We start from the raw sequence: 20,772 nt of genomic DNA on the forward strand, positions 1-20,772 counted from the left end.
TTACTATGCTGTACTGGGAATTATTCATTACTTTTCTTAAGATCGGACTTCTATCCTTCGGTGGTGGCTACGCTGTTATCCCGATGGTTCAGTTCGAGGTTGAAAAATATAGCTGGCTCTCCGCTGAAGAGTTTCAACGAATCGTCTCTCTCGCCGGAATGTCCCCTGGCCCGGTTGCTACCAACAGCGCTACACTGATAGGCTATCATACCGCTGGTATTCCGGGGGCAGTTACAGCAACAACAGGCATCATCCTTCCCTCCCTGCTAATCGTCATACTGATTGCCGCCTTCTTTTTCAAGATCAACAAGAATCCTCTGGTACAATCCTCGTTCTACGGACTTCGTCCGATCATTACCGGACTGATTGTCTATGCTGCCCTTCATTTCGGCTTCAGTGGAAATGGTGAAACGATTTTTCAATGGAGTACATTTGCCACCTTATTTACGGCTGCAGCTGCTTTTCTGGCGATTATCAAATATAAGCTTCATCCGCTCGTGGTCATCCTGCTCTCTGCATGTGTCGGAATCGTCTTATTTTGACAAATCAGCGAACTAAACAATATGAAGTTGAGTATTTAATGGCTGGAAAGTACTATTAAAGGAAGAGCTATTGTATTTAAGCTCAGCTTCATATCGTCAGAACATGTAGAATAGGCTCAGCTAGGAGTGACTTTATATTAATGTACACAACACTGGAATCATGTTTAATTGACTTGGAGCGGAACGGACATCTGGTTCGGATTCGGGAAGAAGTGGACCCCGAGCTCGAGATGGCCGCCATCCACCTAAGAGTATTTGAAGCAGGGGGACCCGCTCTCTTATTTGAAAATGTAAAAGGCTCGTCATATCGTGCGGTATCGAACCTGTTTGGAACGATTGAACGCAGCAAATTTATGTTTCGGCAGACCTGGGATTCAACTCAAAATGTAATTGCGCTCCGAAACGATCCCATGAAAGCACTTAAAAATCCGTTTCGCCACATCAGTGCGGCGACTTCGGCAATCAAAGCCCTCCCTCTCAAACGGGGAAGCAGTGTGTCCGGCTTCAAAGAAATTCGAATAACCGATCTTCCGTTAATCAAGCACTGGCCCATGGACGGAGGCGCCTTCGTGACACTTCCTCAAGTGTATACAGAAGATCCTGACAAGCCAGGGATCATGAAAGCCAACCTGGGGATGTACCGCGTACAGCTTACCGGGAATGATTACACAGCCAATGAAGATATCGGTTTGCATTATCAAATTCACCGCGGAATCGGGATTCACCAGCATAAAGCTAATCGTAAAGGTGAGCCGCTTAAGGTGAGCATCTTCATAGGTGGACCACCCGCACACACGCTATCGGCGGTTATGCCGCTGCCAGAAGGGTTAAGTGAACTATTATTTGCAGGTCTGTTATCGGGAAGAAGATTCAGGTACGGATATGATGCGGACGGTTTCTGCATTAGTCACGATGCGGATTTTGTCATAACCGGTGAGATTCATCCCGGCGAAACCAAGCCGGAGGGTCCGTTCGGAGACCATTTTGGCTACTATAGCTTGATTCACCCGTTTCCGATGATGCGGGTTCGAAAGGTGTACGCCAAGCAGAATGCCATCTGGCCGTTCACTGTCGTTGGCCGTCCTCCACAGGAAGACACTGCATTTGGAGATCTCATTCACCAGCTGACCGGAGGGGCAGTTAAGCAGGAGGTACCCGGAGTAAAAGAGGTTCACGCTGTCGATGCAGCAGGCGTTCACCCTCTTCTGCTTGCAATTGGCTCGGAACGATATACACCTTATACCAAGGTGAAGCAGCCAGCCGAGCTGCTTACGATTGCGAATCGAATTCTCGGCACTGGACAGCTCAGCCTTGCTAAGTACTTATTCATCGCTGCTGAGGAAGAGCAGCCGCTCAGCACACATCATGTATCCGAATTTTTCTCATACATACTGGAGCGCATCGATCTCAAGCGGGATATTCATTTCCAGACCAATACTACGATCGATACGCTGGACTACTCAGGCAGCGGACTGAATCAAGGGAGCAAGGTGGTCTTCGCTGCATGTGGAGACAAGAAGCGCGAGCTCTGTACGGAAGCTCCAGAACAGCTTCAAGGGCTGCGGAATTTCGTTAATCCTAGGCTTGTGCTGCCAGGTGTTGTGGCGCTGGAAGGCCCTGCTTTCAGCAGTTATTCTGATGAGGTGCAGCAGCTCGAAGAACTAACAAACGCGATCCATGTGCGAGGAGACATGCCGGGCTGCCCGCTCATAATTTTATGTGACGACAGCCATTTTCTAAGTGGATCCATCGATAATTTCTTATGGGCAACTTTTACACGGAGTAACCCATCTCATGATATTTACGGAGTAAATGCGGAATATACGTATAAGCATTGGGGCTGCGACAACATCGTTATTGATGCTCGAACCAAGCCTCATCATGCCCCACCACTCATTCCGGATCAGGCAGTTGAGCAACGAATCAACCGCTTGTTTGCGAAGAGCGGCAGCTTACATGGTGTTCTGTAACCAAAAATCGTAAACAGTACCCTTCTGATTTTCAAGTCAAGGCGAGCTCCATGTGATTGGACGCTCGCCTTTTTGTCAGGCTTGGAGTCTTTGATATTGTACCGATTGGAGCATAAACCGATGAGGGTATAGAGCAAAATCAAACAGCCACTGTACGAAATAGCTGTCCAAGCATGAAGTCTTGTAAAAAACCATTATATTGATTTATCACCACTTTGGCGGCAATTACCATGCTAACATGGATGAGTACACTTACTTAGAATGGAGATCAATGATATGAACACTCTACGAGAACGAATTCAAGGGCGAATGGAACAAATCCATTTTTCAGGAAGCATTTACGTCAAGTCGAATAATATCGATGTGCTTAAGCTAAGTCATGGTTATGCAAATCGTTCAGAGCAGATTCCAAACCAAGAGAATACACGCTTCGGTATGGCTTCGGGTTGTAAGTTGTTCACTGCGATTGCAATCTGTCAGCTGGTTGAGCAGAAGAAACTCGCTTTCACTACAACAATTGAAGAATGTCTCAGCGCCTATTCCTTTCCTTATTTGGATCTCAGCGTTACCGTTCATCAATTGCTAACGCATACTTCAGGTATCCCCGACTATTTCGATGAAGATGTAATGGATGACTTTGAGGAACTGTGGGTTCAACGACCTATGTATCATATCCGTCGTCTGGAGGATTTCCTCCCTTTGTTCCAGAATGAGCCTATGAAGCATTCAGCCGGGAGTCCATTTCATTACAACAATGCTGGGTATATTTTGCTTGGGCTCATTGTCGAGCAGATAAGCCAAATGGGTTTTCAGGAGTACGTGGAAGCCCATATTTTTGCCAAGGCAGGAATGACTGATTCAGGTTATTTTGAAATGGATCACTTGCCTGAACGGACAGCGCTTGGCTACATCCAGACGGAAAATGGCTATCGTACTAACATCTATTCGCTGCCGGCAAGAGGAGGGTCTGATGGAGGTGCCTATGTAACAGTGGGTGACATGATGAAGCTGTGGGAAACCGTGTGCAGCGGGCAGCTCATCCGTGCAGAAATGACGGATCTCCTGCTGACACCGCATGCGGAGGTAGATGATCATACAAGCTATGGATACGGAATATGGATGACGAAGCATTCAGCTTCCGAGCAGGTTGAGAAATACGTACTTATGGGCTACGATCCCGGAATTAACTTCCGTGCGTTGTTCTATCCTGATGCGTCGCTGCATGTTGTCGTGTGCTCGAATCAATCAGACGGCGCTTATGAGATTATCCGGGAGATTGAGCAAGCCTTTAGAGCATAGGTCATGAGGTAATACAATTCTAGCTCTACGCCTGCCCCTTCAATAATATGTACAGCAGCTCCCTGATCGACAGCAATGTCTCTTCCCGCTGTGTAACCAGGTTGTCATGAGGCCAGAACGGCGTTGGACTCTGTAAATCCCGGTCAATCAAGAGCAGCATCCACAGGGAGAAGAAGGCAGAGAACAGCTGATACTCTCTCTTGAACACTTCTTCCTCGTAGTCTTTGCCGAGCTGTCTGGAGTATAGAAGATATGTATCCAGCACCTTGCTGCGAATGTGCGCGGCATGAGCTCTTGGAAACAGCGGATGTGATATATCCAGCAGATGGTATAAGTCCCACATCGGGGTGTTACGATGATTATGCTCCCAATCCAGCACAACGATTCTGCCGGAGGATGTCCTTCCATAATTACCGGGATGCAGATCGCCGTGCGAGTAGACCTCTATTGGGGAGAGCTGAAATGTATCCAGCAATTGATAAAACGTATTTACCTCGCTCCAATTGAAGCCTAGGGCCTCGAGCAATGCACTGATGCTGGTCTGCTGGGCCAAGAGATCAGATACGACTTGCTCAAGCCGCGGCTTCTGACCTGCATGAGGCAGCTCCGGATACGAATCTAGCGGAACTGCATGCCATATCGCCATCCATTCGGCAATTTGGATCAGTACCTCTTCCTCTGCTTCGTGACTAATGGTGCCTACATCTTCAAAAAGAAGCCAAGGTCTCTCCTCTCCCTCCTGATCCGATTGAGCAATTAGTCGAGGATAGATGACAGGAAGCTGTGTCAGTACTTTGGCATAGGCCCAGCTTTCACCTGTAAGAACCGTCTCGTCTGGAAGGTATTTTAATATATAACTGACTGTATCATCCCCTGTCAGACGCTCTACTTGTCGTCCTTCCAGCCCGACATGCAGCACTGCACGGTTACGGACAATGAACCCCTGATCAAGCATCCCTTTAGGGAGGGGCCTATCCCCGGATTCTATTGTTTCCTTCAATCTCAAGCATCTCCCTTTTGTTAACAGAACGTTAAATCAGCATGAAGTGAATCCATCTGATTTACAAAATTGATTCAAGTATACTCTAAATGGGCAGCAAAAAGTAACGCCTCATTGCCCAGTCTCCGCTTCCTGCTGCTATCAAGGGCACAGAAGCAGTGAGTACTGCAGCAATAAGGCGTATCCTTCGTTACTCTTGATTAGCGTAATTCAAAATCCCTTAAACCAATTCACGCTGCTCAAGCACCTTCTTCAAATAAACCGCGAGGTCATCCTTCAATTCTTCATTCTGCATGGCATAATGAATGGTCGTTTGAATGAAGCCCAGCTTCTCGCCTACATCGTGACGAGTACCATCGAAGTGATACGCGATCAGATCCTCTTCAAGACCTAATTTAGCGAGCGCATCGGTCAGCTGGATCTCCCCGCCAACCCCGGCTGGAGTTTCACCCAGAATATCGAAAATACGAGGTGTCAAAATATAACGGCCGAGAATGGCCAGATTGGACGGTGCATCCTCACGCTTCGGTTTCTCTACAAAGCGATTCGCCTTGTATACTCGCTCTGACAGCTCTTCACCATCGACGAGACCATATCGCGAGACCTGCTCCCAAGGCACCGGCTGTACGCCGACAATGGAAGATTCATGCTTCTCGTATATGTCCATCATCTGCTTGAGACATGGCACCTTGGACTCTACAATGTCGTCCCCAAGCATTACGGCAAAGGGTTCATTGCCGACAAATTTACGGGCACACCATATCGCATGGCCGAGTCCAAGTGGTTCACCTTGGCGAATGTAGTGAATGTCTGCCATTTCAGACGATTTGCGCACTTCATCCAGCAGTTTCCATTTATGCTGCTCAGCCAGATTATACTCTAGCTCAAACGAATTGTCGAAATGGTCTTCGATTGCGCGTTTGCTCTTTCCTGTCACAATAATAATATCTTCAATACCGGAAGCAACGGCTTCCTCTACAATATATTGAATTGTCGGTTTATCGACAATTGGGAGCATTTCCTTGGGCATTGCTTTTGTTGCCGGCAGGAAGCGAGTTCCCATACCTGCTGCCGGTATAATGGCTTTACGAATTTTCATGTTGTTCTCCTCCTCCTCATTGCTGCTGTTGTGGATGCAACTTAGCTGTGTCACTTAGTTCCTCAAGTCTTTTAAGCAGTGTTCTGAATTCCTTATTGGTCTTCAGCTGATATTTGGCATTCGTGTTCCCAGAACCAATCTTGATAGAGAATGCTTCATCCGGAAGTGCATTAAACATATCTTCATCTGTATAATCATCACCCGCACCAATAATGAAATCAAAGGCCTCTGCCCGTGTCAGCAAATGAACCCCGTGTCCCTTATTGATTCGGCTGTCCTTCACCTCGAGCACTTTATTTCCTTCAAGTACACCAAGGCTCATGGACTGCGTAATGGATATCAATGCTTCTCTAAGCTCATCCCGCTTGAGTGCGATGACATCAGGCTCACACTGCCTATAGTGCCAAGCCAGGGAATATTCCTTCTCCTCAATTAACGAGCCTGGCATCCGATCTGTATACATTTCGAGAATGTGGCGAATTTTATCCTTCCAATCATTATCGACATTAATGGTCTTGATCCATTCCCCTCCAGCTTGCTTAAACCACAATCCATGGGAGGCGATCAAATGGAGATTCAGATCTCCAAGCCATTTTTCGATAACGCCGCGATCTCTGCCAGTAATAATAACGACTGTATTCTTCGGATCCTGTGATAAACCAGCCAGCATCTGCCTTAGCTCTTCATCTGGCTTAGCTTGATCCGGCGTCGGCTTGAAGCCGACAAGCGTTCCATCATAATCCAGAAGGATCAGGCGCCGCTCTGCATCCGTATAGGCGGTTTTTATCACCGAAGAATCAGAGACCTCGACCAAAGGCTTCGTTTGCAGGGCCCCGGCCTCGCTATTCCCCAGAGCTGTAATAAATTCATCTGCCCAGAAGTTAATATTGTATCTGGATAGACGATGATGCATCATTTTATTGCGTTCAATCTTCTCATGATCCGGCATATCTAGTGCGGTCTTCAGACCTTCAGCAATGGCACCATGATCATTCGCATTAACGATAACTGCCTCACCCAGCTCACTCGCCGCTCCGGCTGTTTCACTCATCACCAGCATGCCCTTGAAATCATTGCGGGAAGCAATATACTCCTTCGCTACAAGGTTCATACCGTCTCGAAGCGGAGTCACCAGAAGCACATCGCTATGGCGATAGAAAGCGATCAGATCATCCTGACTGAACGTTCGGAAGAAGAACCATATCGGCATCCAGTTGACTGTACCGAACTGACCGTTTACTTCACTGACGAGCACTTCGATATGTTTTTTTAACGTGTCATAGGTTTCCACTTCCACTCGGGACGGAGCAACGATCAGATTCAGACGAACCTTCTCGTGATATTCCGGATATTTCGTCAAGAACCGCTTAAAGGCTTTGATTCGGTCAGGAATACCCTTAGTATAATCCAGTCGGTCGATTGACAGAATGTTCTGGATGCTGCGTGTGCTTTCTACAAAATCCTGCAGTTCGCTCGACAATTCCACTGTGCCTGATTTGGAGAAATAATCATAATCAATACCCATTGGGAAGGCTTCGACCTGCACCGTATGTGTCTCATAGCTTAGCTTGTTCAAGCTGTGTTCCACGCCAAGTATTCTGCGTACGGTACTGAGGAAGTGCCGAACATAATCATAAGTATGGAAGCCGATCAAGTTGGCCCCGAGCAATCCCTGAAGTATCTCTTCGCGCCAGATCAATAGTCTGAATATCTCGAATGAAGGGAAAGGAATGTGGAGGAAAAATCCGATTTTGGCATTCGGGTATTTCTCTCGAATCATTTGGGGCAGCAGCATCAGCTGATAATCATGCACCCATATCGTGTCATCAGGCTCAATGACTTCATCCAGTGCATCAAAGAACTTCTGATTAACTCGCTTATAGGCCTCCCAAGTATCTATGCTGTATTCCGTATTGCTCGTGAAGTAATGAAATAAAGGCCAGATCGTTTCGTTACAGAAGCCATGATAATATTGATCAATCTCCTGCTCTGATAGAAAAATAGGAAGACAGTTGTATTGCTCTGACAGTTCGGTGTTAATGGAGGCTTGCTCCGCGTCAGACAGCTCATTGCTGGAGATACCCGGCCATCCGGCCCAGACACTGTTTCCTTGTTCATGGTAGCTCTTTAGTCCCGTTGCCAGACCACCAATACTCTTACTGTAGGTGAGTTCCGACTCGTTCTTCTTGACAGTAACAGGCAAACGATTTGATACAAAAATAAGTTTACTCAAGTGTTGATCCCCTTTCCAGTAAAGGTTTCTCTGTTCTCTAGATTATTCTGTTCTCTAGATTATATAATTCTGTTTTGCTTGAAATTGCGCTCTTCCAAGCAAGTTACCTGTAACTTTCATACCCGCTTTCAACCGAAATGACGCAAACGCATAGGATAAACCCGATAATGGCGGTCTTTTTCCGAACAATAGACAAGTAGTTTACGAGGACAATAAGCACAGCAAAAAAACCTGGAAATCAGGTTTCCAGGCCTTTCTCTTCTTCAATATATAAATCTGATATGAATCTAATGCTCCGCTTCCAATCCCGGTACTCTGCTAAAGCAATCAATCAACGTTTCAAGCGCCTCGAGCTCATCCTTCCCTCTCGTGGACAATCGAATCCTCGTCCCCGCGTGAATGGGCTGCAGGATCATACCTAGCAGACTCTTCACATCTATTACATGCTCATTGTCGTTAGGATCAGTGTACGTGATGATAATTTGAGAGACAAAGCTTGAAGCCAGATTCGAAATTTGAATGAGTTCCTGCTGAGCATATTCCGATTGCACAATGAATTCATGTACCCTCACATCCATCACCCTTCGTCTGTCTTTTGATAATAGCTTTATGCAGATATAGATCCGTTGGTGATACAGGCTATCAGCCATATCTGATTGTACAGTTATTTTAAAGGAAATGAGCCCATTGGTAAACGGTTACAAAGAATCAAAGTACGTGCTCATATTCTGAGCATCGTGATGTTCATATGTTGGGTGGCAGCTTCTTCAATCCTTGCTTAAATGCAGATAGAAATTAAGATCAGACTCAAGATGAATCTTCATCAGCCGCTCGGCCTCTTCTCCATTATGTGTCTTAATGGCGTCCAGAATTTGCTGATGCTCCTCGATCAAAAAAGGACGCTTGTAGTGGACGACTGCTTTGCGGAATAAGTAAATAATGGACTGCATGCGTTCAATAATGTTAACCAGCTCAGGGTTGCGGCTTGCCTTGACAATGATATCATGGAACTGCTTGTTCGCTTCCATCGTCTCCTCCACATTGCCGTGCTGTGCCATATCGATACAATGCTGAAGTTGATTCTGGGAAGCCTCGTCCATATATATCGCAGCACATCGAGCTGAATATCCCTCAAGCAGGATCCGCACTTCAAATATATGCCTCAGGTCCTCATCTGTCGGACTAACGACTCGCTTGCGTTTAATCAGACCCTCTTGCTCCAGCTTCCGAATGGATTCTCTGACCGGCGTACGGCTGACTCCCATCTCTTCTGCCAGTCTCTCCTCCACGAGCTTTGTACCAGCAGGCAGATCCCCGTTTAAGATTTTGTCTCTAATTTGCTCATAGCAATGGAGGTACGCCGCTTGTAAACCTTGCTTTGCCATATGTTGTTCTCATCCTTTTCATCCTCTTAAAACCCTCTATAAATGGGAATCTGACCTTCATTATAGGGGAAAATCCGTTCTAATAAAAGCAAAATCACCAAAATAAAGCAGAAGATCTATGATATTTTGTATTCATTTTTATTATTTTTGTATACAATTTTATATTTATTGTGTACATATTTGAACTTTTTGTGTACAATACATTTGAAAATACGAAAATCTTAAGACCCAAACAAGATTACAAAATAATGGTCAAACGATCATACAAGGAGGATTTCATCATGAGAATTGGCTTCATAGGACTAGGAATTATGGGTAAGCCGATGGCAGCGAATCTCTTAAAGAAGGGATACAGCATTATCGTCAATGACTTAAACCATTCGGCTGTGGAAGAGCTGAAGGCACTTGGGGCAGACACGGGCGACACCCCTAAGCAGGTTGCATTTGAAAGCGATATCATCATTACCATGCTTCCTAACAATGCGATTGTTAAAAGTGTCATTTTGGGTGAAGAAGGCATCATCCATGGAGCGAAGGAAGGCTCGATTGTCGTTGATATGAGCTCCATCTCACCGGTTGCGGCAACTGAAATTGCCGAGGCTTTGAAGAAGCAAGGGATCGAAATGCTGGATGCACCTGTCAGCGGTGGAGAACCTAAAGCGATCGACGGAACCCTGTCTGTTATGGCGGGTGGAAATGAAAACGCATTTAATCAAGTTAAGCCTATTCTGGCCTGCATGGGTAAGGATATTACCTGGGTTGGTCCGAGCGGCAGTGGAGCTACAGCCAAGCTGGCGAATCAAATTATGGTAAACGTTAACATTGCCGCGATGTCAGAGGCTCTAGTACTGGCAGCCAAGGCCGGCATTGACATCGAGAAAATGTATCACGCCATTCGCGGCGGACTGGCTGGAAGCGCTGTATTAGATGCTAAGCTTCCCATGATTATTGAACGCAACTTCAAAGCCGGAGGACGTGTAGACATTAATTTGAAGGATCTGACCAATGTTATGGAGACGGCAGATGCTTATGAGATGTCACTCCCTCTTACTGAACACGTGAAGCATATATTCGAGTCCCTGAAAAATGAAGGAAAACAAGCTGATGATCATGGGGGCATCGTGCAATATTATGAGAAGCTGGCTGGTGTAGAAGTCCGCAAAGCGCAGCAATAATCCTAATCTTCTAGTAAAGGTGGAAACAACATGTTGACAGGACCTATGCTGATCGTCGTGTTTCTGATTGCATTAGCATTTCTGTTTCTTCTTATTATCAAGTGGAAGGTTGAGCCGTTTCTGGCTCTCGCCTTCACTGCATTTGCAACAGCAATTGCCATTGGCATTCCTATGAAGGAGGTTCCCGGCGTTGTTACCTCCGGTTTCGGAAGCACACTGACCGGGGTCGGTATATTAATCGGTCTTGGTGTGATTTTCGGTCAATTTCTGGGGGCATCTGGTGCCGTTGAGAAAATTGCCAGCTCCATGCTGAAAATATTCGGTATCAAAAAATCGCCTGCAGGACTGGCGCTGTCCGGTACCGTGGTGTCGATCCCCGTCTATTTTGACGCTGCATTTGTCATTTTGAGCGGACTGCTTAAGAGTCTTGCTTCACGTACAGGTATCTCAATCGTTACCTTTGTAACCGCTCTCGGAGTTGGATTAATTACCGCACATAATATGATTGCGCCAACGCCAGGCCCGATGGTTGTAGCTGAGAATACAGGCTCGGATTTAGGACTGTTTATTCTGTACGGCATTATCGTAGCGATTCCGGCAACTCTTGTTGGGGGATACATCTATGGAATGTTCATAGGAAAGCGCATCAAGACGGAGGATGAAGTTGAAACCGTTGAGGAAGAAGTTAAACAACTGCCGCGTAAGGAAATCAGCACAGCGATGTCCTTCGGCATGCTCTCCCTTCCGATCATCCTGATCCTTGCCAACACAATTTCACAGATGCTGTTTCCTGGGACATTCATTGAAACGTTGTTCGGATTTCTGGGAGACAAGAATGTTGCGCTGCTGATCAGTGTATTAGCTGCTATTGTCCTGCTTCGCCCTTATATTGCAGAAGATTCAGGCAAATTGTACACCGAAGCCATCGCAACAGGCGGTATGATCATTCTGATTACCGGTGCCGGCGGCGCGTTCGGTGCTGTCATTAATCACAGCGGAATTGGTGACTATCTGATTACGACGATGCAGAGCTGGAGCATACCTGTGCTGCTGCTGGCATTCATATTCACACAAATTCTGAGAGCATCCTTAGGATCTTCAACTGTTGCCCTCGTTACTACATCAAGCATTATGGGACCGCTCGTTGCGGATCTTGGTGTATCTCCGATCCTGCTTGGACTGGCCATCTGTGCCGGGGGTATCGGCTTGTCCCTTCCGAATGATTCCGGATTCTGGGTTGTTAACCGGTTTGGTAAGCTGACGGTTACCCAGACTCTGAAGGTATGGACACTGGGTGGATTTATCGCAGGATTGACAGCGCTTGCGACAGTCTATGTATTAAGCTTGTTCAGCGGAATTCTGCCGGGAATTTAATCAATACCATAATTACAATATATAGATAAGGTGTGGATACGATGAGTGGAACGACAGAGAAACGAGATGCTGCGGAAATATTAGACCAGCTCCCTTCACTAGATCATGAGATGGTGCAGCAGCTTCTGTCCATAGAAATTAAGGAGCTGGATCGAAAAATTATCGTTCTGGATGATGATCCGACAGGAGTGCAGACCGTACACGGCATATCTGTATACACGGACTGGTCTATGTCCACCATGCTGAATGGTTTTCGCGAGGAGCAGTCCATGTTCTTCATCCTGACGAATTCCCGTGCCATGGTGGCCACTGAATCAGAAGAGGCTCACAAGGAAATTGCCCGCAATGCCGTTGCGGCTTCTAAAGAGCTTAATAAGCCTTTTCTCATCATCAGCCGAGGTGATTCCACATTACGGGGCCATTATCCACTGGAAACAGATACACTGAAGGATACGATTCAAGCGGAGTCAGGCTCCACATTTGAAGGAGAAGTTATTCTTCCTTATTTCAAGGCAGGCGGACGTTATACGATCGACAACATTCACTATGTACAGTATGGCGAGAAGCTAGTTCCTGCTGGCGAAACTGAATTTGCCAAGGATCGAACCTTTGGTTATACCAGTTCTCATCTGGGGGATTGGGTTGAGGAGAAATCTGAGGGTGCTTATCTGGCCAAGAACACCACTTACATTGCTCTGGATACACTGCGCTCTATGGATATTGATACGATTGTAGAGCAGCTTATGCAGGTCCAGCACTTTAACAAGGTCGTGGTTAACGCCGTTGACGATGTAGATGTGAAGGTCTTTACAATAGCACTGATCCGTGCCATCCGCAGCGGGAAAAATTTCATGTTCCGTACAGCAGCCTCCTTCACCAAGGTCATTGGAGGAATCAGCGACAAGCCGCTGCTAAGCAGGGAAGAGCTAATCCCCTCTCCTTCTAATGAAGGCGGACTGATTCTGGTCGGTTCACATGTTCAAAAGACGACAGAACAGCTTGAACAACTAAAAACAATGGCGGATATCGCATTTATCGAATTTGATGTACATCTCGTTACCGATGACACCGCATTTGCAGCTGAAACAAAACGGGTCATCTTGGAAGCCGAGCAAGCCATTGCATCAGGCAAGACCTGTACCGTATATACTCGTCGTGAACGGCTGGATCTCGGTGAAGGCATGAAGAATGAGGAATTGAAGCAGTCTGTAAAAATATCCGATGCCGTAACAAGTATCGTCCAGCAGCTCAACGTGCGTCCGCGCTTTATCGTAGCCAAGGGCGGTATTACTTCGAGCGATATCGGGACCAAGGGACTCGAGGTGCAGCGTGCTACCGTTGCTGGTCAGATCAAACCCGGCGTTCCGGTGTGGATTACAGGTGAAGAGAGCAAGTTCCCTCACATTCCTTATATCATCTTCCCTGGTAATGTCGGAGATCAGGACACGCTCAAAGAAACGGTCGAGCTGTTAGATCAACAATAGTTCATGAGTATCATCACGTATTCATATAAACAAGGGCTGACGGATATCCGTCAGCCCTTGTTTATATTATCGAAACTTCGCTCTTGAATTCTTGTTCATTACGAAGGGATGCTCAGGTTACATGTGTCTCTACTCATACAGACAGGAGCTAAATACATTGTGCACATGAATATTGTCTACCGTTTTGGCCAGCTGCGCCGTCATCAGTACAAATGCATATCCTTGCTTCGGATACATCCAGACCATACAGCCGCCTATACCGTTATGACCAAAAATATCCCGTTCGATGTACCCTTTGTGACGCGCAGGCATTTTCCATACAAATCCGTAATCCGAATCGACCTCATCAATATGAAGCGTCTGAGGTGTAACCATCTGTCTGAACGTCAGTGGCTGTAGAAGACGCTTGTCTTCCGCATACTTCGTTTCATTCAGCATGGCCTTTGCGAAGATCATCAGATCATCCGCTGTACTGATCAAGCCGCCAAAGGGCAGCTTCGCACTCATCAGCTGGTCCATTCGCCCCGCTATCGCTTCAAAGCTTCCTATAGGTGCCATTCTGGACTGATCTGCACCAGGTTCACCAAAGCCGGTATCCTTCATCCCCAGCGGATCAAAAATATGTGTCTTCAGATAATCTTCATAGGTCATGCCGCTGATACGCTCGATGATCTCCGCAAGCACAGTAAATGCAATATTGTTGTAGCTTACTGAAGTACCGGGAGCAGCTGTTAAGGTACTGGATACGAGAGAAGTGAAGATCTTGGAATGATTCATTCCGTCTGCTTCAAGCTTGCCTTGAGCCCATCTTGCCATATAGGACTCATCCAATCCTGACGTATGGGTCAGCAAATGCCATAAGGAAAGCTTGTCTTTTCCCTGTTCACCGAACTCAGGGAGCAGCTCAGTTATAAGCTGGGATGGATGAAGTAACCCCTGCTCCCATAACTGCATAATGGCTAATCCAAACATGGGCTTCGTGATGGAAAATACCGGATAAGTGCTCGTACTGTCTATATTTGTTCCATGATCATGCATGCCATAAGACCGCAGATCAATGAAATGCTCTTTATCTGTGATGCCAAGTACAGCAGATGGCCATGCTCCAGCCTTCACTTTCTGTTCGATGTAACGATACATGGGTTCAAATTGACTTAATTGCTGGCTCACTCCTGATACCTCCATCTAAATATGTAAATTTGGGGCTGATTTTGTCGTGCTTACTACTAGCCCATCCCATATCGTAACACGGAAATTTATTGGTTACAAAAAAACGTCTGCTCCTTAGCAAAGGAAGCAGACGATGTTCCTATGAAATTTCGGGGAGCAGAACCTTTAGTCAGTCCACTCTTGAATTCGATTCAGCATGACGCTGACCTCAGCACGATTCGCCATGTCATTCGGTGCGAATTTGGACTGGGATTTACCTTGGATCAGCTGGTTGTTGTACAGATAGGAGATGGAGGACTGGGCCCAGTGATTCTGAATATCTGTAAATGGTGCCGTTTTAACGGTCGACTCACTTGTCCCTGCCGTAAGATGCCTGGATAGGATCGCAGCTAATTCTGCTCTTGTAATGGGAGCATTCGGCTTGAACGTCAGCGCCCCACTCTTATCCTTGGAGCCCTGAATCAGACCGTAACTCGCAGCGGTTTCCACATAATCATAATACCAATCGGTCGTTTTGATATCCGAGAATGAGGGTGCCATCGTCTGAGCCATATTAAGCTCAAGTGCAGTTACAACCGCTTTGGCGAATTCAGCCCTTGTCATATTGCGGAGCGGTTCAAAGTTGCCCTCATTCGTGCCGACAAGCACTTCACTTGTAGCCAGACGAATGATGGCATTCTCTGCCCATTTGACTTTGCTCAATGCCGACTGATCTTTAAACCCGGAGATGATCTCTTTACTTGTCGGCAGACTCACTTTTTGCTCAGCTTTATCTCCCACGGTCTCAATAACTTCATTTACTTTACCTGCTCCCGATCCGCTCCCTGAGATCGTAATTGTAGGATGGTTCACACGATGTATGATGTTAATGCCAGGATTATCCGGCTGAATAATGATCGACTTGGATTGGTTCAGTTTAGCTGCCCCCGCCTTCAATGCGCGAAATTTTACCGTACCTACTTTACCATATCCCGTAAACAGCTTCGCATTCTTCGATGTAATCGCCTCGGCAATTTGTACGGTACCTGACGCATTCACTTTATTAAGCAGGCTCATCGGATTGCTCGTTTTCTTAAAAACGCTTGGCGTAAGCTTGGTCTCTCCCTCGACAGGCGCAAGGAGCACTTTATCAAAATTCAAGTGAACCTCATAGCCCTGTACTTTGCTGTAGTCTCCCGTAAAACCCTGCAGCCATATCGCAACTTCAACAACATCTCCTGTCTTGACATGGTATGAAGAGGGTACGAGACGAACCATCGGAAGATCGGATTGGCTGTTCGAGGCAGAAGTAACGGCCGTCGATTCTGCAGCAAAGATCGCTGTAGAATTTATAGTAAGTACTAGACTGCTTGCCAGTAGAATTGCGGCTAATTTCTTCGATATCGGAGAATTGGTCATCAAGAGTACAGCTCCTGTCATCTTAATATGTAAGGAGAGAGGACTTGTGGTCCTCCCTCCAGCTTACTGATTCGTTCATCCATTCGAAATTACAGCTCGTAGTTGCCGATAATGTATGAGATATCCAGCAGGTCTACTGCACTGTCGCGGTTAATATCGGCAGCAGATGCCTTGGCATTTGCCCATGCAGAGCCTTTTGTCTTACCGAACTCTTTGGCTGTCAGCTGCAGATCTACGAGATTCACTGCACCGTCATTATTGACGTCACCTGCTGTCAGCGGTCCGAAGTTCAATGTTTCATTGCCGTCTACGGTTACGCCTGCTGTTTCCGTGATGTGACCCGGAACAACAACGCGTACTGTGTAAGTTCCTTCAGGAACCTCAATGGTGTACGTACCGTCAGCCCGAACCGTTCCAACACCTGCTACTGAACCGTTGCTATCTACAGCTTCAACAACGACCTTGTGTACGCCATCCGCACCTTGGTACCAAGTCTCGCTGTAGTCAACACCGTCAGCGAAGGCTTCGGCATCAATGCTGCCTGTAATGGAGTATTGACCTGGTGAAGGATCACTTGTTACCGTTACAGACGCTCCGGTTATGTCACCTACAGCAATATCTGCAGAAGTACTGTTCAGTGCACGAACATTCGATAATTCGAAGTCGTATTCGCCTTCACTTACGCCAGCGAAGTTGAACGATGCAAGTGCACCCTCTCCGGTATACCCAGACTCCAATCCTACCAAAGTAATGACGTAGTCTGTTTTCGCCAGCCCATTACCGAGTGCCGTTGTTTCTTCATAGACGTATGGGGTTACGCCCGGATTCTGCTCTTCTTGATACGTTGCGAGAACCACGCTTGGTGCTGTTGTACCTTTTACCAGATCCTCGTCATACGTCAAGCTGAACTGAGCAGAATAGAGATCTTCCACTTCGGAGAAATCAATGTCCAGATTAAAGGATTCATTGACACCAACTTCATCGGCAGAAGGATCCACCGTTAAGGAGATTTCGCCTGGTGTCGGTTCTCCTGGTTCTTCTCCGTCACTTTCGTAGCTGACAAGATGTGAAGGTTCAATAAACCCATTGCCCGTGTAATCATAGACATACACTTCGAAATCATTCTGGCCTTCTACAATGGGTACTTCAATTGTAAATTCACCGTTATCCGAGATCGATCCAATTGCATAGTCCCACTCGCCATCAACAAGGTAACCTGCCTCAACACCAATACCTGAATAATTACCCAGAGCATCTACCATAAGGTCGGATTCAATCTGCCCCCGGATGGTCCCGACGTCACCTTCGACGGTAATTTGTGGGTCATCCAGAGTCGACACTGGTGCTGCCGTATCGAGAACAAATGGATACGCTTCATCTAGATACTCTATCCAGCCTCCATTTATTAAAGCTGATCCAGAGGCAAAGTAAATTCCATCCTCAAGTTTGATAATGTTAGGCCCATTAATGATCGTTCCATCCCATTGTTGTATCCAGTAATCTCCAGGCTCCATTTCTCCATTAGATTCATCAATTGAACCCAGCCATTTTCCATTAGGATTAAGAATATCTAAAGCTATTTTTTCGTTCCCTGCATTCACGGAGAAATATACATCTGTATAGTCATACAGCTCATCTTCATTAGGCGAGAAAAATTGAGGGTCTACCGCAACATCAGATACGACAGGGATTTCAACAGGCTCACCAACGTACACATAGACTGGAATTTTCAGCTGGTGACCGCCAGCTTCCGTCAATATAAGCTCGCCTTCGTAATTTCCATCCGCTATCCCATTACTCATTGCAATCGTTACATCAATCGAAGCTTCTCCATTAACGGGAACAGAAATGCTGGATTCACTGACACTCAGCGTCCCTGGAGGAGTACCATACCACTCTGTGGATACGCTGTAGGAAGATCCTTCACCCACCACATCACTGACTTCAATCGTTTTGGTTGATGTCGATCCTCCATCAAGTATTCCATAGCTCAGTAGTCCTGTCTCATAAGGAGTCTCTTCACCCGACTCTACTGCGGTTGTTTCCTCCTGAACCAAGGCTACTGCCTTCGCTTCCAAGGTACTCTCCAGATCAAGCCTGCCTGCCCCTTGAATGTTGTGCTCATACCGGTTTCCATCTAGATCACTCAGTTTAAGTGCATTATTGGTCATTAAACCTTTGATTTCAGATAGGGTTAAGCTCGCATCCTTATCCAGCAGCAGTGCAGCTGCTCCCGCAACATGCGGTGTAGCCATACTTGTACCCTGGAAGTCAGCATAAGCTTCTGAATAATCTCCACCATAGGCTGGAATTGAAGAACGAATCGCAACACCAGGTGCGGAGATATCCGGTTTGATTCCATATTTAGGAAGAGCGGGACCTCTGGAGCTGAAATCTGCCATTAAGTCCTGCTGTAAGTCAATTCCGAATGTAATTTCATAACCAGGAGTAGCCTCGATCTTGCTCTTCAAGGCTGTACCATCCTCAAGAGATATACTAAGGGTTGGGATGTAATCCCCTGGTACACCCAAGGTTCCACCAAAGTTCCCTGGTTCGTTATTATAAATGATGGCAGCTACAGCACCCGCAGCCTGTGCATTTACAGATTTCTCTGTAAAGGAAATGCTTCCTCTTTGGATAAGTGCAACCTTTCCAGTCAAATCGACTGCTTCTGTTTCGTCCGTCGTTCCAAGACCTGCATAAACGACTTCTATTGTTTCTCCATCCAGTGTGGATAAATCCGGAGAGAATGTCATCAGGCTGCCATAAGAAGTAAGTAGCCCCTCACCATCAACTGTTGGTACATTAAGAGGGGGAGTAGAAGCACCTACCGAGATGGGTATTTCGGCAGCTCCCGGCGAACCAAGTGTATAATCATCTGGTCCCGAATTACCATTAGCAACGACGGCAACAACACCAGCCAGAGCCGCATTGTTTAGTGCAACGGAAGCAGGGTCAAATTCGTTGTTCATTTCACTTCCCAAAGATAGATTTATGATATCCATGTCATCCTCAACCGACTGTTCAATTGCTGCAATTACTCCTGATGTTGGACCGCTGCCGCCTGGACCGAGCACTCGATACGCATATATATCAGCTCCATAGGCTACGCCCCGTACCCAGCCTGTTCCACTTTCTGGATCAAGCGGATTGCCGCGGCCGGCAATCGTACCGGACACATGCGTTCCATGATCGGTAGCAGCTTCAGGATCATTAGGATCTGGAGGTGTTTCGTAAGGATCATCATCATTATCAATGAAATCATATCCGCCTTTATATGCATCAGCTAAGCTTGGATGCTCATAATCAATTCCCGTATCCAGTACACCTACCTTAATGCCTGCCCCATCATATCCGATATCCCAGAACGTATCTGAACCAATAAACGGTGCACTTTCATCCATATTAGGAGTAATACTGTTGATTGGCGTCGCTTTCATCTCACTATCCGGATACACGGCTTTGACACCCGGAATCGCTAACAGGCTTTCAACCCGATCAGCCCGGATATCTACTGCATACCCGTTAAAAACAACAGAATATGGTGTCTTCAGCGTGGCATTCAGTCTTTTTGCAGCAGAGGCAAAAGACTGTTGCTGTTTCTGAATGAGGCTGCGCTGATCGTTATTTCCCGAGTTTAAATTTTGAGAAGACTTCGATTCATAGAGTGCGATCGGCTCTTCTGATAACTCTACGATTACACTGATTGTACTTGTACTGTCTGATTCAGGAACATAATTTTGCGGGGTAATTACTGAGGAAGCTCGTTCGGAATTATCACTCTGTGTATAGGATTCAATTTTCGAACCGGTATTCGTACTCTGATCTGTGTTATTTAATGCAGCTTGCTTCTTGCTACTATTCAATGTGACACCATTCATCTGAGAGTTCAGCTTGCTCTCATCTAAATTAAATAAGGAAGGATCAAACTTTCTATTCGTTGCTTCAGCTCCGGAGACTACCGCGGGAAATACTGTGGATAGGAATAACGTGGAGACAACCGATAATGACATCAATCTACGTCGAATGGGCTTAGACTGCATACTACTCCTCCTATACTATTCAATGTAAGCTAAGTTTCTGCAATACTCTATCAATCTTCTTCATGTCCTCTCCTCATCGCATGTCTCCTTTTTCGATAAACTTCTTCTTATGTAGCTTGAAGTAACACTATCGTTCTTCGAAAACTATTTTAATTCAACACGCTTAAAAACATTGTAGAATTTCCTGATATACCTCACATGATGGTAGAATTGTTGTCAAACGCCTTATTTTTACACAAAACTCGAGCTATTTTCGCATAAAATCGAACATACCAAACTGCTTAGGTGAAGTTATTTGACATCGATTCTAATCTACCATTGGTTGAATGCTGTATAATGGATAGATCTTTTGTCATATCGACTCGTATTCTCGGAATCGAATATTAAAAAACAGGAATTTAGTGCTACACATTGTATCGAAATGGTTATATACTTAGTCGAATTGTACTAGAACTAAAGAAGCTGTAAATTACATCTAGAAGTAAGTGGGTTGGTCAATCTATCGAGAATTATTTGAGAAAATAGGTGTAATCTTATAAATGTTTGATTTGTTCGGCATTGAGTCGAACCATCAAAAAAACCTTGAGAGGCGGGAAGCCA

14 protein-coding genes are annotated in these 20,772 nt (G+C 46.1%); 6 read left to right on the plus strand and 8 right to left on the minus strand.

The window, feature by feature from the left end; all coding sequences use genetic code 11:
- Positions 1-5 precede the first annotated feature (5 nt).
- The 3 genes from TCA2_RS05065 to TCA2_RS05075 all read left to right on the plus strand — a co-directional run bounded on the left by TCA2_RS05065 (position 6) and on the right by TCA2_RS05075 (position 3,811).
- A complete protein-coding gene (locus tag TCA2_RS05065; RefSeq protein ID WP_081872239.1) occupies positions 6-542 on the plus strand; it encodes a chromate transporter in 537 nt (178 codons plus the stop codon).
- Positions 543-682: 140 nt separating this feature from the next.
- The gene (locus tag TCA2_RS05070) at positions 683-2,512 is read left to right on the plus strand and encodes a UbiD family decarboxylase (protein ID WP_047910483.1); all 1,830 of its coding nucleotides are present in this window, start codon (positions 683-685) and stop codon (positions 2,510-2,512) included.
- A 276-nt stretch (positions 2,513-2,788) separates the two neighbouring features.
- On the plus strand, positions 2,789-3,811 hold the full coding sequence (locus tag TCA2_RS05075; protein ID WP_047910484.1) for a serine hydrolase: 1,023 nt from the start codon (positions 2,789-2,791) through the stop codon (positions 3,809-3,811).
- 25 nt (positions 3,812-3,836) lie between these two features.
- Here the strand turns inward: TCA2_RS05075 and TCA2_RS05080 are convergent, their stop codons facing one another.
- The 5 genes from TCA2_RS05080 to TCA2_RS05100 all read right to left on the minus strand — a co-directional run bounded on the left by TCA2_RS05080 (position 3,837) and on the right by TCA2_RS05100 (position 9,528).
- Complete coding sequence (locus TCA2_RS05080) at positions 3,837-4,811, minus strand: phosphotransferase (RefSeq protein WP_052511750.1); 975 nt, start codon at positions 4,809-4,811, stop codon at positions 3,837-3,839.
- Between the two features lie 220 nt (positions 4,812-5,031).
- Positions 5,032-5,910 (minus strand): UTP--glucose-1-phosphate uridylyltransferase GalU, encoded by an 879-nt coding sequence (gene galU / locus TCA2_RS05085; RefSeq protein ID WP_047910485.1) that lies wholly within the window; start codon positions 5,908-5,910, stop codon positions 5,032-5,034.
- Positions 5,911-5,926: 16 nt separating this feature from the next.
- Positions 5,927-8,143 carry a bifunctional alpha,alpha-trehalose-phosphate synthase (UDP-forming)/trehalose-phosphatase gene (locus tag TCA2_RS05090; RefSeq protein ID WP_047910486.1) on the minus strand — a complete coding sequence of 739 codons (2,217 nt, stop codon included), beginning with the start codon at positions 8,141-8,143 and terminating at the stop codon, positions 5,927-5,929.
- A gap of 287 nt (positions 8,144-8,430) precedes the next feature.
- On the minus strand, positions 8,431-8,715 hold the full coding sequence (locus TCA2_RS05095) for an HPr family phosphocarrier protein (RefSeq protein WP_047910726.1): 285 nt from the start codon (positions 8,713-8,715) through the stop codon (positions 8,431-8,433).
- 195 nt (positions 8,716-8,910) lie between these two features.
- The gene (locus TCA2_RS05100) at positions 8,911-9,528 is read right to left on the minus strand and encodes a GntR family transcriptional regulator (RefSeq protein ID WP_047910487.1); all 618 of its coding nucleotides are present in this window, start codon (positions 9,526-9,528) and stop codon (positions 8,911-8,913) included.
- Positions 9,529-9,809: 281 nt separating this feature from the next.
- Between TCA2_RS05100 and garR the strand changes: the two genes are divergently transcribed.
- Genes garR through TCA2_RS05115 form a run of 3 tightly spaced genes read left to right on the plus strand, consistent with a single transcriptional unit; the run spans position 9,810 to position 13,561 of the window.
- Positions 9,810-10,703, plus strand: coding sequence for a 2-hydroxy-3-oxopropionate reductase (gene garR / locus TCA2_RS05105; RefSeq protein ID WP_047910488.1), 894 nt, complete (start codon positions 9,810-9,812; stop codon positions 10,701-10,703).
- A 30-nt stretch (positions 10,704-10,733) separates the two neighbouring features.
- Entirely contained in the window at positions 10,734-12,077 is a 1,344-nt protein-coding gene (locus tag TCA2_RS05110) for a GntP family permease (RefSeq protein WP_047910489.1), read from the plus strand.
- A gap of 41 nt (positions 12,078-12,118) precedes the next feature.
- A complete protein-coding gene (locus tag TCA2_RS05115) occupies positions 12,119-13,561 on the plus strand; it encodes a four-carbon acid sugar kinase family protein (protein WP_047910490.1) in 1,443 nt (480 codons plus the stop codon).
- Positions 13,562-13,690: 129 nt separating this feature from the next.
- On the opposite strand, the gene TCA2_RS05120 is transcribed toward TCA2_RS05115, so the two are convergent.
- The 3 genes from TCA2_RS05120 to TCA2_RS27820 all read right to left on the minus strand — a co-directional run bounded on the left by TCA2_RS05120 (position 13,691) and on the right by TCA2_RS27820 (position 20,172).
- The gene (locus TCA2_RS05120; RefSeq protein ID WP_047910491.1) at positions 13,691-14,731 is read right to left on the minus strand and encodes a serine hydrolase; all 1,041 of its coding nucleotides are present in this window, start codon (positions 14,729-14,731) and stop codon (positions 13,691-13,693) included.
- A gap of 165 nt (positions 14,732-14,896) precedes the next feature.
- Positions 14,897-16,129, minus strand: coding sequence for an S-layer homology domain-containing protein (locus tag TCA2_RS05125; RefSeq protein WP_238546305.1), 1,233 nt, complete (start codon positions 16,127-16,129; stop codon positions 14,897-14,899).
- A gap of 89 nt (positions 16,130-16,218) precedes the next feature.
- On the minus strand, positions 16,219-20,172 hold the full coding sequence (locus TCA2_RS27820) for a S8 family serine peptidase (protein WP_047910493.1): 3,954 nt from the start codon (positions 20,170-20,172) through the stop codon (positions 16,219-16,221).
- Between the last annotated feature and the right edge of the window lie 600 nt (positions 20,173-20,772).

Origin of the sequence: Paenibacillus sp. TCA20 (assembly GCF_000732325.1) — a bacterium.
GTDB lineage: Bacteria > Bacillota > Bacilli > Paenibacillales > Paenibacillaceae > Paenibacillus > Paenibacillus urinalis.